Source organism: Streptomyces sp. NBC_01255 (genome assembly GCF_036226445.1).
Taxonomy (GTDB): domain Bacteria; phylum Actinomycetota; class Actinomycetes; order Streptomycetales; family Streptomycetaceae; genus Streptomyces.
This window is the reverse complement of sequence record NZ_CP108474.1, coordinates 6,490,405-6,502,837: the sequence shown is the minus strand read 5'-3', so window position 1 is coordinate 6,502,837 and position 12,433 is coordinate 6,490,405. Positions and strand designations below refer to the sequence as shown.

At 71.3% G+C, this 12,433-nt stretch carries 11 protein-coding genes; 6 read left to right on the top strand and 5 right to left on the bottom strand.

What is annotated here, in order from left to right; genetic code table 11:
* Positions 1-10 precede the first annotated feature (10 nt).
* Complete coding sequence (locus OG357_RS29425; RefSeq protein ID WP_317594286.1) at positions 11-748, top strand: LON peptidase substrate-binding domain-containing protein; 738 nt, start codon at positions 11-13, stop codon at positions 746-748.
* A gap of 32 nt (positions 749-780) precedes the next feature.
* Positions 781-1,278: a Cys-tRNA(Pro) deacylase gene (gene ybaK, locus OG357_RS29420; protein ID WP_329624019.1), complete on the top strand. Its 498-nt coding sequence runs from the start codon at positions 781-783 to the stop codon at positions 1,276-1,278.
* Between the two features lie 3 nt (positions 1,279-1,281).
* Here the strand turns inward: ybaK and OG357_RS29415 are convergent, their stop codons facing one another.
* The 4 genes from OG357_RS29415 to OG357_RS29400 are packed head-to-tail and all read right to left on the bottom strand — an operon-like array spanning position 1,282 to position 5,119.
* Positions 1,282-1,911 carry a DUF2567 domain-containing protein gene (locus tag OG357_RS29415; RefSeq protein ID WP_329624018.1) on the bottom strand — a complete coding sequence of 210 codons (630 nt, stop codon included), beginning with the start codon at positions 1,909-1,911 and terminating at the stop codon, positions 1,282-1,284.
* 34 nt (positions 1,912-1,945) lie between these two features.
* Positions 1,946-2,773 carry an ABC transporter permease gene (locus tag OG357_RS29410; RefSeq protein WP_443066753.1) on the bottom strand — a complete coding sequence of 276 codons (828 nt, stop codon included), beginning with the start codon at positions 2,771-2,773 and terminating at the stop codon, positions 1,946-1,948.
* 52 nt (positions 2,774-2,825) lie between these two features.
* Positions 2,826-3,797 carry an ABC transporter ATP-binding protein gene (locus tag OG357_RS29405; protein WP_329625734.1) on the bottom strand — a complete coding sequence of 324 codons (972 nt, stop codon included), beginning with the start codon at positions 3,795-3,797 and terminating at the stop codon, positions 2,826-2,828.
* Between the two features lie 20 nt (positions 3,798-3,817).
* Positions 3,818-5,119 (bottom strand): NYN domain-containing protein, encoded by a 1,302-nt coding sequence (locus tag OG357_RS29400; protein ID WP_329624017.1) that lies wholly within the window; start codon positions 5,117-5,119, stop codon positions 3,818-3,820.
* 250 nt (positions 5,120-5,369) lie between these two features.
* On the opposite strand from OG357_RS29400, the gene OG357_RS29395 reads away from it, so the two are divergent.
* Entirely contained in the window at positions 5,370-5,543 is a 174-nt protein-coding gene (locus OG357_RS29395) for a hypothetical protein (protein ID WP_317594289.1), read from the top strand.
* A gap of 75 nt (positions 5,544-5,618) precedes the next feature.
* On the opposite strand, the gene dnaE is transcribed toward OG357_RS29395, so the two are convergent.
* On the bottom strand, positions 5,619-9,158 hold the full coding sequence (gene dnaE, locus OG357_RS29390; protein ID WP_329624016.1) for a DNA polymerase III subunit alpha: 3,540 nt from the start codon (positions 9,156-9,158) through the stop codon (positions 5,619-5,621).
* Positions 9,159-9,349: 191 nt separating this feature from the next.
* Between dnaE and OG357_RS29385 the strand changes: the two genes are divergently transcribed.
* The 3 genes from OG357_RS29385 to OG357_RS29375 all read left to right on the top strand — a co-directional run bounded on the left by OG357_RS29385 (position 9,350) and on the right by OG357_RS29375 (position 12,323).
* Positions 9,350-10,675: a DUF2252 domain-containing protein gene (locus OG357_RS29385; protein ID WP_329624015.1), complete on the top strand. Its 1,326-nt coding sequence runs from the start codon at positions 9,350-9,352 to the stop codon at positions 10,673-10,675.
* Between the two features lie 86 nt (positions 10,676-10,761).
* Positions 10,762-11,448, top strand: a complete 687-nt coding sequence (locus tag OG357_RS29380) for a hypothetical protein (protein ID WP_329624014.1) — start codon at positions 10,762-10,764, stop codon at positions 11,446-11,448.
* 59 nt (positions 11,449-11,507) lie between these two features.
* Positions 11,508-12,323 carry a DsbA family protein gene (locus OG357_RS29375; protein WP_329624013.1) on the top strand — a complete coding sequence of 272 codons (816 nt, stop codon included), beginning with the start codon at positions 11,508-11,510 and terminating at the stop codon, positions 12,321-12,323.
* Positions 12,324-12,433 lie beyond the last annotated feature (110 nt).

Sequence of the window (12,433 nt, the reverse complement as noted above, 5' to 3'; positions counted from 1 at the left end):
GCTTGCCGCCGTGACCACCGCTCGCCTGCCTCTGTTCCCGCTCAACACGGTGCTGTTCCCCGGCCTCGTGCTGCCGCTGAACGTCTTCGAGGAGCGTTATCGCGCCATGATGCGGGAGTTGCTCACGATCGACGACACGGAGCCGCGCCGCTTCGCCGTCGTCGCCATCCGTGACGGGCGCGAGGTCGCGCCGACCGCTCCCGGAATGCCGGACCCGACGGCGCTGCCGGAGAAGGGCCCCGCGGCCGGCTTCGGCGCGGACCCCGTCCAGGCCTTCCACCGGGTCGGCTGCATCGCCGACGCGGCGAGCATCCGCGAGCGCTCCAACGGCAGCTTCGAGGTGATGGCGACCGGGACGACCCGGGTGAAGCTCCTCTCGGTCGACGCGAGCGGGCCGTTCCTGGTCGCCGAGGTCGAGGAGATCCCGGAGGAACGGGGCGAGGACGCGGGCACCCTCTCCGAGGGTGTGCTGCGGGCCTTCCGGAACTACCAGAAGCGGCTTGCGGGGGCGCGGGAGCGGTCGCTGACGACGAGCGACCTGCCGGACGACCCGTCGGTGGTGTCGTATCTGGTCGCGGCGGCGGCGGTGCTCGACACCCCGTCGAAGCAGCGGCTGCTCCAGGCCCCGGACACGGCGACGCGGCTGCGCGAGGAGCTGGCGCTGCTGCGCGCGGAGACGGCGGTGCTGCGGCATCTGCCCTCGCTGCCGGCGGTCGACCTGACACAGGGTCCGACGAACCCGAACTGAGCCGAACCCGGTCACGATCCGAGGAAGAGCGCGTGGCGAAGAAGCAGAAGAAGAACAGCGGGGGCACCCCGGCGACGGTCGCGCTGACCACGGCCGGGACCCCGTTCACCCTGCACGCGTACGAGCACGACCCGGCCTCCGCCTCGTACGGCGAGGAGGCGGCGGAGGCACTCGGCGTCTCCCCCGACCGGGTCTTCAAGACGCTGGTGGCGGACGTCGACGGCGAGCTGACGGTCGCGGTGGTCCCGGTCGCGGGGCAGCTGGACCTGAAGGCGCTGGCCTCGGCGGTCGGCGGGAAGCGCGCGGCGATGGCGGACCCGGCGGCGGCGGAGCGCACGACGGGGTACGTCCGGGGCGGTATCTCGCCCCTGGGCCAGCGCAAGCGCCTGCGTACGGTCCTCGACGCCTCGGCCTCGGACCACGCGACGATCTGCATCTCGGCGGGCCGCCGCGGCCTGGAGGTCGAGCTTTCCCCCGCGGACCTGGCCGCCCTCACCTCGGCGGTCGTGGCCCCGATCGGCCGCGGCTGACCCTCAGAGCGACTTCTGCTCGGGCTGCGGGTGCGGCCCCCAGTACTCCGGTTCCGGGTCGCGGGGGCCGAAGAGGGCCGTGAGCGCCAGGTGGACGATCATCGCGGCGAGCGGCCAGGCCAGCATCGCCGCGGCCGCCATGTCGAGTTCGAGGGGTGCCTCGAAGACGACGTTGGGGCCGACCGCCTTCGCGTGGGCGACCACGTCCCGCGCCGGGCCGAAGTACGTCCCCACGCCCCAGGCGAGCAGCGATCCGAGGACGCCGCCGAGCGCCAGGCCGAGCACCAGCGGCACCCCGCCCTCCCGGCGCAGCAGGAAGACGACGAGCGCGGCGACCGCCCCGAAGGCCAGGGCGAGGAGCACGAACGTCCCGTCCGCGCCGATGGCGGACTCGCCCTCGGAGTCGCGGAGGTAGACCCCCTTGCCGTCCGAGATCAGCAGGACGCGCGGCGCCAGCCACAGCCACAGCACTCCCAGCACCGCACCCGCGACCGCCAAGACGGCGGTCACGACGACACCCCGCAGGACCTCGGCCGCCGTGATCGGGTCCCCTGCGGGGCCGAGCGGCGGAGGCGGCGGGGGCCAGTCGGGGTCGTGCGGAGGCTGGTGAGGCGGAGTCAGGGGTGCGGTCACCCCGCCATCGTGCCAGGTGTGTCTGTGGCCCGCCTCAGCGGACGGCCGCCCGCCGGTAGGCCCAGGTGGCGACCGCCAGGGACACCACGCCGACGGCCCCGCAGATGGCGAGGTCGAGGCCGACGGCCGGCCAGTCCGGGTGCGGGTCGAAGGTACGGGCCAGGGCCTCCACGCCGTACGTCGACGGCAGCAGGTCCCGCGCCCAGCCGATCGGCTCCGGCAGCCGCTCGGCCGGGAGCACGCCGAGGAGCAGCGCCGCCGACATGCCGAGCTGGCCGAGGAGCGTGGCCAGCTCCTGGCGGGGGGCGAGGAGTCCGAGCGCGGCGCCGAGTCCGGCGAGGGCCGCCCCGGCGAGCGGGACGACGGCGCCGAGGATCCACAGCTGGCCGAGGGGCAGCCCGAAGAGCACGGACCCGGCGACGGCGGTGACGACGGTCCCGGGCACGGTGAAGGAGGCGTACGCGCCGGCCGCGCCGAGCACGACGGCCGCCGGCGGCACGGGCAGGGTGGCGTAGTGGTCGAGGCCGCCGCTCGCCCGCAGCTGCCCGAAGTACTGGGCGAGCAGGTTGAGCGCGACGAAGGCGACGACGAGGACGGTGGAGCCGGCCACGACGGCCCGCGCCTCGGAGCCGCCGTCGACGACCCCGCGCATCAGGACCATGATCCCGATCGACTGGAAGGTGGCCACGAAGAGCAGCGGGATGCGGGCCACGCGGGCACGCGAGAGCTGCGCGCGGTAGACGGCGGCCATCGCGGGCAGCAGCCGGGCGCGCGGGGCGAGGGGCGCCGCCCCCTCCTCGGCGTCGTGCGCGCGGACGGGGAGCGCGCCGTTCGGCAGGGCCTCGGCGGGCACGGTGCTCACTGCGTACAGCTCCTGACAGTCACGTACGGGACGAGGAAACGAGGAACGCGGCTCACGCCTTCACCAGTCCCTCGGTCGCGCCGCCCAGCGCCAGGTACACGTCCTCCAGGCTGGGCGTGGCCAGCGTGAAGTCGTCGAGCGCGGCGAAGGCGGCCCCGCCGGTGACGGTGGCGACGGCCGCGCGGGCCTCGTCGGGGGCGAGCCGGAGGATCCAGCGCCGTCCGGTCTCCTGGGCGAGTCCGCGCAGGGCGGCGACCTCGGGCAGCTGGAGCGGCGGCGCCTCGCGCCACACCAGCTCCACCCGGACCTCCCCGGCGACGCGTTCCTTGAGTCCGGCCGGGGTGTCGCAGGCGATGACCCGGCCGCGGTCGAGGACGGCGACGCGGTCGAGGACGGTCTCGGCCTCGATGACGTTGTGGGTGACGAGCAGCACGGTGGTGCCGTCCTCGGCGCGCCGCCGGTCGACGGCGGCCCAGACGGCCCGGCGGGCGACGGGGTCCATGCCGGTGGTGGGTTCGTCGAGGACGAGGACGGACCGGCGGCCGACGAGCGCGGTGGCGAGGCAGGCGAGCCGCCGCTGGCCGCCGGAGAGCTTCTTGAGGGGCCGGCCGGCGAGCGCGGTGAGGCCGAGCTCCTCCAGGACGGCGTCGCGCTCGGCGCGCGCGTCGTGGGCGCCGAGCCCGCGCAGACGTGCGGTGGTCTCGGCGGCGAGGGCGACGGTCAGCTCGTCGAGGGCCGTGGACTCCTGGCCGAGGTAGGCGAGGAGCCGGGCCGCCCGCTCGGGGTGGCGTACGAGGTCGTGGCCGAGGAGCTCGACGGAGCCGGAGTCGGGGCGCATGAGTCCGGTGAGCTGGCGGACCAGCGTGGACTTGCCGGCTCCGTTGGGTCCGAGCAGCCCGAAGATCTCGCCGCCGCGCACGTCGAGGCTGATCCCGTCGGTGGCGCGCACCTCGGGTGTCGCGGGCGCGCCGCGCCTGCCCCGCGTGGCGGGGTACGTCTTGACCAGATCCCGCACCACGCACACCGTACTCACGGGGGAAGAGCCTACGGGGTCGCCGGGCCGGCCCCGGGCGCGGGGGCGTGTTCGGCGGCGGCCCGGACGTCGATCTCGCGCCAGAAGCCGGCCCGGATGGCGTACCGGTCGTGCTCGTCGATCTGGTCGTCCTTGTGCGCGAGGAGACCGAACCGTGCGGCGTAGCGGAGGAGTTCGCCGTCGATGCGGTGCGGGATGCGCGGGTAGAGGGTGGAGAGCTTCTGGACGTGGCTCTGTTCGGGGAGCCGCTCCATCCAGCGGCGGGCGAACACCTGCCCGACCTCGAAGGGGTCGCCGCCGACGGTGGTGATGTCCTCCTCGCGGTCCGCCCAGCGCTGCTCGGCGCTGGTGAGCAGGGCGAGGGTGGGCAGGGACGCGGTCTCCGCCGGTTCGCCGAGGGAGGAGGTGGCCGGGCGGTCGATCCAGCCCCGGTCGGAGGACCAGCGGAGCGCGCTCGCACCCTGCGGCACCGGGGCGAGCGACGCGCCCGAGCCGTTGGGGCCGCGCAGGCCCGCCAGGTCCTTGGGCGTGGGGACGCCCTTGCCCGCGGCGGCGCCGGGGCCACCGTGGGCGTGCCCGTTGGAGGCGGCGGGCGTTTCGGCGGAGTCCGGTCCGACTCCGTTCCGCGCCGCGGCCGCGGCGGCATCGGCGGCCCGTTCGGCGGAGGCCGCGAGGGCGGCTTCGGGCAGCGGGGCCGAGAGGATGGCGGCGATCTCGGGGCGGGGGGCGGGCGGCGGCGCGCAGATGCCGGTGAGGTCCCGGGCGCGGACGGCCCGGGTGATCCAGGTCCGGTCGAGGACGCGCCGCTCGTCGGCCTCGGCCACCAGGTCCTCGGACTGGTTGTAGTCGCCGTCGGCGGCCTGGACGGCCCACAGGTGGACGGCGACGCCGTGCTCCTTGGCGGACATGAGGCCGGGCAGCAGGTCGCCGTCGCCGGTGACGAGCACGATGTCGGAGCAGGCCCTGTTGCGCGCCAGCTCGGTCAGCTCGGTGTGCATGGCCGCGTCGACGCCCTTCTGCGCCCAGCGCCCGTCGCTCCTGGTCAGGGCGCCTAGCCGGACGGTGACCCGGGGCATCACGCGCAGTCTGCGGTGCTCGGGCTGGGGCACCCGGTCGGGTGCGCCGTCGAACCAGTAGATCCGCAGGAGCGGCAGCGCCGTCTCGGCCTCGGCGCGTTCACGCAGCTGCTGGATGAGCGCGGCGTGGTCGACGGCGATCCTGGAGCGGGCCGGTTCCCCGGCGAGGAGACTGGCGGCGGCGCCCAGCAGGTAGCCGGCGTCCACCAGGACGACGCAGCGGTCCACGTGTTCCACCCTCTTTCGGGAACCTCGGGGTCGGACTCGGGGGTCGGAAGGTGCTAGGTACCTCTTCGTTCTCGTTCGTTCTCATCGAGTCTGCCCGACGGCCGGGAGCTTGACGGTCGGAACTGGATCATCGGCGTGGCGGATATCACGTTCACCCGGCCGTTACGTTCCGTAATGATCCAAAATGCGGCCGATTCGCCCGTGTGTGAATCTGACAGCGGCCCTGGCCCCTAGATCCCTTTGAGGAGGCATCATCCCCATGGCCAAGAACCGCAAGCAGGACCGTATGCAGCAGAAGTCGTCGGCAGCAGAACGCGGCACGCAGCAGGCGCAGCAGTCCGCGATGGAGTCGCAGGCCGAGCAGCGCGCCACCCAGGTGACCCCGGGCGACATGGCCCGCAAGGGCCGCCAGAAGCGCTTCGGTCACAACTGACACGTATGCACCGGAAGGGGCGCGCCCGTGACGACGGGCGCGCCCCTTCCGGTGTGATGGGCCGTACGGAGGCCGCTAGCCGGCCAGGCAGGACGGGCCGAGCAGCACCTTCAGGTCCCCGAAGAGGGCCGGGTCGGCCGTCACCCGGTGCCGGTCGAGACGGAGCACGGTCGTGGTCCGGGGGCCCTGGAGCTTGATCCGCACCTCGGTGTTGCCCTTGTGGTGCTTGAGGATCTCGCCGAGCCTGCTGACCATCGGCGGGGTCACCTTCACCGTCGGGATGGTGAGGATCACCGGCGCGTTGGTCCCGGCGTTCGACAGGTCGGGGACCATCAGTTCCATGGCGACGAGCCGGGGGATGTCCTCGCGCTTGTCGAGCCGTCCCTTGACGAAGACGACCGTGTCCTCGACGAGCTGGGTGGAGACCAGCTGGTACGTGGCCGGGAAGAACATGCACTCGATGGAGCCGGCCAGGTCCTCGACGGTGGCGATCGCCCAGGCGTTGCCCTGCTTGGTCATCTTGCGCTGGAGGCCCGAGATGATGCCGCCGATGGTGACGACCGCGCCGTCGCTGTGCTCGCCGCCGGTGAGCTGCGAGATCGCCGCGTCGGTCTTGTCGGACAGGACGTGCTCGATACCGAAGAGCGGGTGGTCGGAGACGTAGAGGCCGAGCATCTCGCGCTCCTGGGCGAGCAGGTACGACTTCTCCCACTCGACGTCGGAGAACTCGACGTCCAGGCCGAAGCCGGGCTCGTCGTTCGTCTCCTCGCCCATGCCGCCGAAGAGGTCGAACTGTCCCTCGGCCTCCTTGCGCTTGACCGCCACCACGTTGTCGATCATCGGTTCGTGGTGGGCGACCATGCCCTTGCGGGTGTGGCCCATCTCGTCGAAGGCGCCGGCCTTGATCAGCGATTCGATGGTCCGCTTGTTGCAGACGACGGCCTCGACCTTGTCGAGGAAGTCGGGGAAGGTGCTGTACTTCCCCTTCGCCTTGCGCGACTTGATGATCGACTCGACGACGTTGGTGCCGACGTTCCGCACGGCGGAGAGGCCGAAGAGGATCACGTCGTCGCCCTGGGCGGCGAAGTTCGACTCGGACTCGTTCACGTTCGGCGGGAGCACCTTGATGCCCATGCGGCGGCACTCGTTGAGGTAGACGGCGGACTTGTCCTTGTCGTCCTTGACCGAGGTGAGCAGACCGGCCATGTACTCGGCGGGGTAGTTCGCCTTGAGGTAGGCGGTCCAGTAGGAGACCAGTCCGTACGCGGCGGAGTGCGCCTTGTTGAAGGCGTAGCCGGCGAAGGGGACCAGGACGTCCCAGAGGGCCTGGATGGCCTCGTCGCTGAAGCCGTTCTTCTTCGCGCCCTCCTGGAAGATGACGAAGTTCTTCGCCAGCTCCTCGGGCTTCTTCTTGCCCATCACGCGGCGCAGGATGTCGGCCTCGCCGAGCGAGTACCCGGCGATGATCTGGGCGGCCTTCTGCACCTGCTCCTGGTACACGATCAGGCCGTAGGTGACCGCGAGCACCTCTTCGAGCGGCTTCTCCAGCTCGGGGTGGATCGGGGTGATCTCCTGCTGCTTGTTCTTGCGCAGGGCGTAGTTCGTGTGCGAGTTCATGCCCATCGGGCCCGGCCGGTACAGGGCCGAGACGGCGGAGATGTCCTCGAAGTTGTCGGGCTTCATCAGCCGCAGCAGCGAGCGCATGGGGCCGCCGTCGAACTGGAAGACGCCGAGCGTGTCACCACGGCAGAGCAGTTCGTACGTCTTGGGGTCGTCCAGCGGCAGGGCGAGCAGGTCGAGCTCGATGCCCTTGTTCGCCTTCACCATCTTGACGGCGTCGTCCATGATCGTGAGGTTCCTGAGGCCCAGGAAGTCCATCTTGATCAGGCCGAGCGACTCGCACTGGGGGTAGTCCCACTGCGTGATGGTCACGCCGTCCGTGTGCCGCACCCAGATCGGGGCGTGGTCGACGATCGGCTCGCTGGACATGATCACGCCGGCCGCGTGCACACCCATCTGCCGGACCAGGCCCTCGACGCCCCGGGCGGTGTCGATGACCTTCTTGACGTCCGGCTCGTTCTCGTACATCGCGCGGATCTCGCCGGCCTCGCCGTACCGCGGGTGCGAGGGGTCGGTGATGCCGTTGAGGTCGATGCCCTTGCCGAGGACGTCGGCGGGCATGGCCTTGGTGAGCCGGTCGCCCATGGCGTAGGGGTAGCCGAGGACGCGCGCGGAGTCCTTGATGGCGTTCTTCGCCTTGATCTTGCCGTACGTGCCGATCATGGCGACCTTGTCGGAGCCGTACTTCTCCGTCACGTACCGGATCACCTCGACGCGCCGACGCTCGTCGAAGTCGATGTCGACATCGGGCATCGAGATGCGCTCGGGGTTGAGGAAGCGCTCGAAGATCAGTCCGTGCGGGATCGGGTCGAGGTCGGTGATGCCCATGGCGTACGCGACGATCGACCCGGCCGCGGAGCCTCGGCCGGGGCCCACGGCGATGCCCTGCTTCTTCGCCCACATGATGAAGTCGGCGACGACGAGGAAGTAGCCGGGGAAGCCCATCGAGATGATCGTGTCCATCTCGTACTCGACCTGCTTCATGCGGTCCTCGGGGATGCCCCCGGGGAAGCGGCGGTGCATGCCCCGCATGGTCTCCTCGCGGAACCAGGTCGTGTCGGTGTACCCCTCCGGGATGTCGAACTTCGGCATGAGGTTCTTCTCGACGAACATGCCGTCGGTGCTGATCTGCTCGGCGACCAGGAGGGTGTTGCGGCAGCCCTCCTGCCAGGCGTCCGACGAGTCGATGGCGTACATCTCGTCCGTGGACTTGAGGTAGTAGCCGGTGCCGTCGAAGCGGAAGCGGTCCGGGTCGGAGAGGTTCTTGCCGGTCTGGATGCACAGCAGGGCGTCGTGCGCGGTCGACTCGTGCGCGTAGGTGTAGTGCGAGTCGTTGGTGACGAGCGGCGGGATGCCGAGCTTCTTGCCGATCTCCAGGAGTCCGTCGCGGACCCGGCGCTCGATCTCGATGCCGTGGTCCATCAGCTCCAGGAAGTACCGCTCCTTGCCGAAGATGTCCTGGTACTCGGAGGCGGCCTTCAGGGCCTCGTCGAACTGGCCGAGGCGGAGCCGGGTCTGCAGCTCGCCGGAGGGGCAGCCGGTGGAGGCGATGAGCCCCTCCGACCACTTGGAGATGGTCTCCTTGTCCATCCGGGGCCACTTCTGCAGCCAGCCCTCCGCGTACGCGTCGGAGGAGAGCTTGAAGAGGTTGTGCAGTCCGGTGGCGTTGGCCGCCCAGATCGTCTTGTGGGTGTAACCGCCGGAGCCGGAGACGTCGTCCCGCTTCTGGTGCGGCTGGCCCCACTGGATCTTGCGCTTGTTGCGCCGGGACTCGGGGGCGACGTACGCCTCGATGCCGATGATCGGCGTCACCCCGGCCTTCTTGGCCGTGTGGAAGAAGTCGTACGCCCCGTGCAGGTTGCCGTGGTCGGACATCGCGATATGGGTCATGCCCATCTCGTTGCACGCGTTGAACATGTCCTTGAGCCGCGCGGCACCGTCCAGCAGCGAGTACTGGGTGTGGACGTGGAGGTGCGTGAAGGGCGGCTTGGTCACGGCGGAAGGCCTCCGGAGAACGCTGAGAAACAGGCTGCGGACAGTCTGGGGGGACAGCGTGGAAGTCTACGTCTCCGGACTGACAGACGTCGGGCACTCGAAGCTAGGGTCGCCCGTTGAGAGACAGAGAACACCCGTCCCATTTGTCATGACTGGCCTCACAACACGGCCGGTACCAGGAGGCACCTCGAATGTCGGTCCCCCAGCCCACCGTCGCCGAGCGCGGTGAGCACATCCTCGCCGTCTTCGAGACCGCCTTCGGCGAGCTCCTCGCCGCCGACCCCGCCGCCTTCCGCGTCAAGTTCCGGAAGATGGCCGGCTCCGCCTTCGCCTTCTACCGGGGGACGGCCTGCCTCTTCTACGCGGACCTGGAGAAGGAGGCCCAGGGAGGCCCCTACCTGGACGAGCGCACCGGCCGGGTCTGGATCCACGGCGATCTGCACGCCGAGAACTTCGGCACGTACATGGACGCCAACGGCCGGCTGGTCTTCAACGTCAACGACTTCGACGAGGCCTATGTGGGGCCCTTCACCTGGGACCTGAAGCGCCTCGCCGCCTCGCTCGCCCTGATCGGCTACGCGAAGGCGCTCAGTGACGAGCAGATCACCCGAGGGGTCCGGATCTGCGCCGCCGCCTACCGCGAGCGGATCCACGCCCTCGCGACCGGCGCCGGCGAGGACGAGGTGCCGCCCTTCACCCTGGAGACCGCCGACGGCGCGCTGCTCGGCGCCCTGCGCGCCGCCCGGGCGAAGACCCGCTTCGGGCTGCTCGACTCGATGACGGAGATCCGCGACTTCGAGCGCCGCTTCGCGGCCGGCGGGGGCGCGATCGACCTGGACGCGGCCACCCGGTACAAGGTCCTGGCCGCCTTCGACGGCTATCTGGAGACCCTGCCGGAGGCCAGCCTGGTCCGCCCCGACTCGTACCGGGTCAAGGACGTCGTCGGCCGGCGCGGGATCGGCATCGGCTCGGCCGGCCTCCCCTCGTACAACATCCTCCTGGAGGGCCACAGCGACGCCCTGGAGAACGACGTCGTGATCTACCTGAAGCAGGCGCAGACCCCGGCGGTCTCCCGGCACGTCACGGACCCGGCGGTACGGGAGTACTTCCGGCACGAGGGCCACCGCACCGTGATCTCGCAGCGGGCGCTCCAGGCGCACGCCGACCCCTGGCTGGGCTGGGCGGAGCTCGACGGCGCCGGGCAGCTGGTCGCCGAGGTCTCACCGTACGCGGTGGACCTGGACTGGTCGGACATCGACGACCTCGACGAGATCGCGGCGACCGTCGCGGACCTGGGCCGGGCGACGGCGACCATGCACGCGGCGGCGGACGAGTCCAGCGGGCAGTCGCTGGTGCCCTTCTCGACGGAGCGGGCCATCGACGCGGCGATCGCCGCCGACGAGGAGGGCTTCGCCGATCTCCTCGTCGACTTCGCGCACGCGTACGGGGCCCGGGCCCGGGCCGACCACCAGATCTTCGTGGACCTCTTCCGCAACGGCCGGATCCCCGGGCTGTAAGGGCTGCCGTCTGCCGGGGCCGGTGGGACGGTTCACAGCCTTCCTTTAGCGACCCCTTACGGCACGGCATGGGACACTCCACGACGATGGACATGGCAGGGACGCAGCTGAGAGCGCTGCGGGCGGCGTTCTTCACGGCACTGGTCGTGACGCTGTCCGTGGCGTCCCACGTGCTGCTCTCCGGCGTACCGCTGCCGCTGGGGACGGTCGTCCCGGTCGCGGCCGGCGTCTTCGCCGTCGCGTACGCGTTGGCCGGCCGTGAGCGCGGCTTCGGACCCATCGCCGGGCTCCTCGTCCCGCTGGAGCTGGCGGCCGACACCCTCTTCACCACCGGCCAGGTGGTCTGTTACGGCGCCGCCGGGGGCCCGGTCGCCGGTTCGCTGCGCGCGGTCGGCGTGGACGTCTTCTGCGGCGGCGCGGTGGGCGCGCCGCTGCCCGGCGTGGCCGCCCACGAGAGCGGGACCGCGGCGGCCCTGCTCGACTCCCCCGACCCGGCGCTGCCGTGGCTGCTGCTCCTGGCGCACGTCGGCGTCGGGCTCGCGGCGGCGTGCTGGCTGCGCGGCGGGGAGCGGGCGCTCGCCCGGCTGCTCGGCGCGGTGGCGGCCGTCGCGTTCCGGCCGCTGCTGATCGTGGCGGCCTTCTTCCGCGGCGGCGGTACGGCTCCGCGCCGGGCCGCCCGGCCCACGGGACGGCCCCGGTCCTCCCGTATCCGTCTCCTCGTGCACTCCGTAGGGCGGCGGGGGCCTCCGCTCCCGGGCCTCGCTCTCGTCTGAGCGACGCCGGTACAGCGGTTCCCCCTTGTCTGCTTCACACCCTCACGGAGATCACGATCATGAGTGCACGCAACAGCCAGACCAACAAGGCCGCCGCCCGCGAGCGGCTGCGCGTCGAGCGCGAGCGCCAGGCGAAGAAGGACCGGACGCGCCGGCAGCTCGTCGTCGGCGTCTCGGCCCTGGCCGTCCTGGCCGCCGCCGGCGGCATCGGCTACGCGGTCGTGCAGTCCAACAAGCCCACCCAGTGGGAGGCGGCGGCGGACGCGAAGACCGTGACAGCCCCGAAGAACACCTCGGGCACGAACGGCACGACGGTCGTCATCGGCAAGCCGTCCGCGAAGAAGACGCTGGAGCTGTACGAGGACTCGCGCTGCCCCGTCTGCGCGACCTTCGAGCAGGGCGTGGGCTCGCGGATCGAGAAGGACGTCGAGTCCGGCAAGTACAAGATCAAGTACGTCGGCGCCACCTTCATCGACGACGGCATCCCGGGCGAGGGCTCGAAGAACGCCCTCTCGGCCCTGGGCGCGGCCCTGAACGTGAGCCCCGAGGCCTTCCTGAAGTACAAGGCGGCGCTCTACTCGACGGAGTTCCACCCGGAGGAGAACCAGGACAAGTTCGCCAAGGACTCGTACCTCCTGGAGGTCGCGGACACGGTCCCGGCCCTCAAGAGCAACGCCGAGTTCAAGAAGAACGTCGAGAGCGGCACCTTCGACGCCTGGGCGATGAAGATGTCCAAGGCGTTCGACGCGAGCGGCGTGAAGGGTACGCCGACGCTGAAGATGGACGGCAAGACGGTCACGGCGGAGGGCTCCGACAGCCCGCCGATGACGGCCGATCAGTTCACCCCGGCGATCGACGCGGCCCTCAAGGGCTGACACCCGCGCCCCGGCTCCCGAGCCGGCCCCGACCCGGCCCCGGACCTCTGCGGTCCGGGGCCGGGTCGGTTCCGCGACACGACGTACGGGCGACAAGTCGACGAACTTCC

Excerpts from the sequence above, each read along its gene's own strand:
- OG357_RS29380 (WP_329624014.1), top strand. The coding sequence starts at position 10,762 with ATGGACATGGCAGGGACGCAGCTGAGAGCGCTGCGGGCGGCGTTCTTC.
- OG357_RS29385 (WP_329624015.1), top strand. The coding sequence starts at position 9,350 with ATGTCGGTCCCCCAGCCCACCGTCGCCGAGCGCGGTGAGCACATCCTC.
- OG357_RS29395 (WP_317594289.1), top strand. The coding sequence starts at position 5,370 with ATGGCCAAGAACCGCAAGCAGGACCGTATGCAGCAGAAGTCGTCGGCA.
- OG357_RS29375 (WP_329624013.1), top strand. The coding sequence starts at position 11,508 with ATGAGTGCACGCAACAGCCAGACCAACAAGGCCGCCGCCCGCGAGCGG.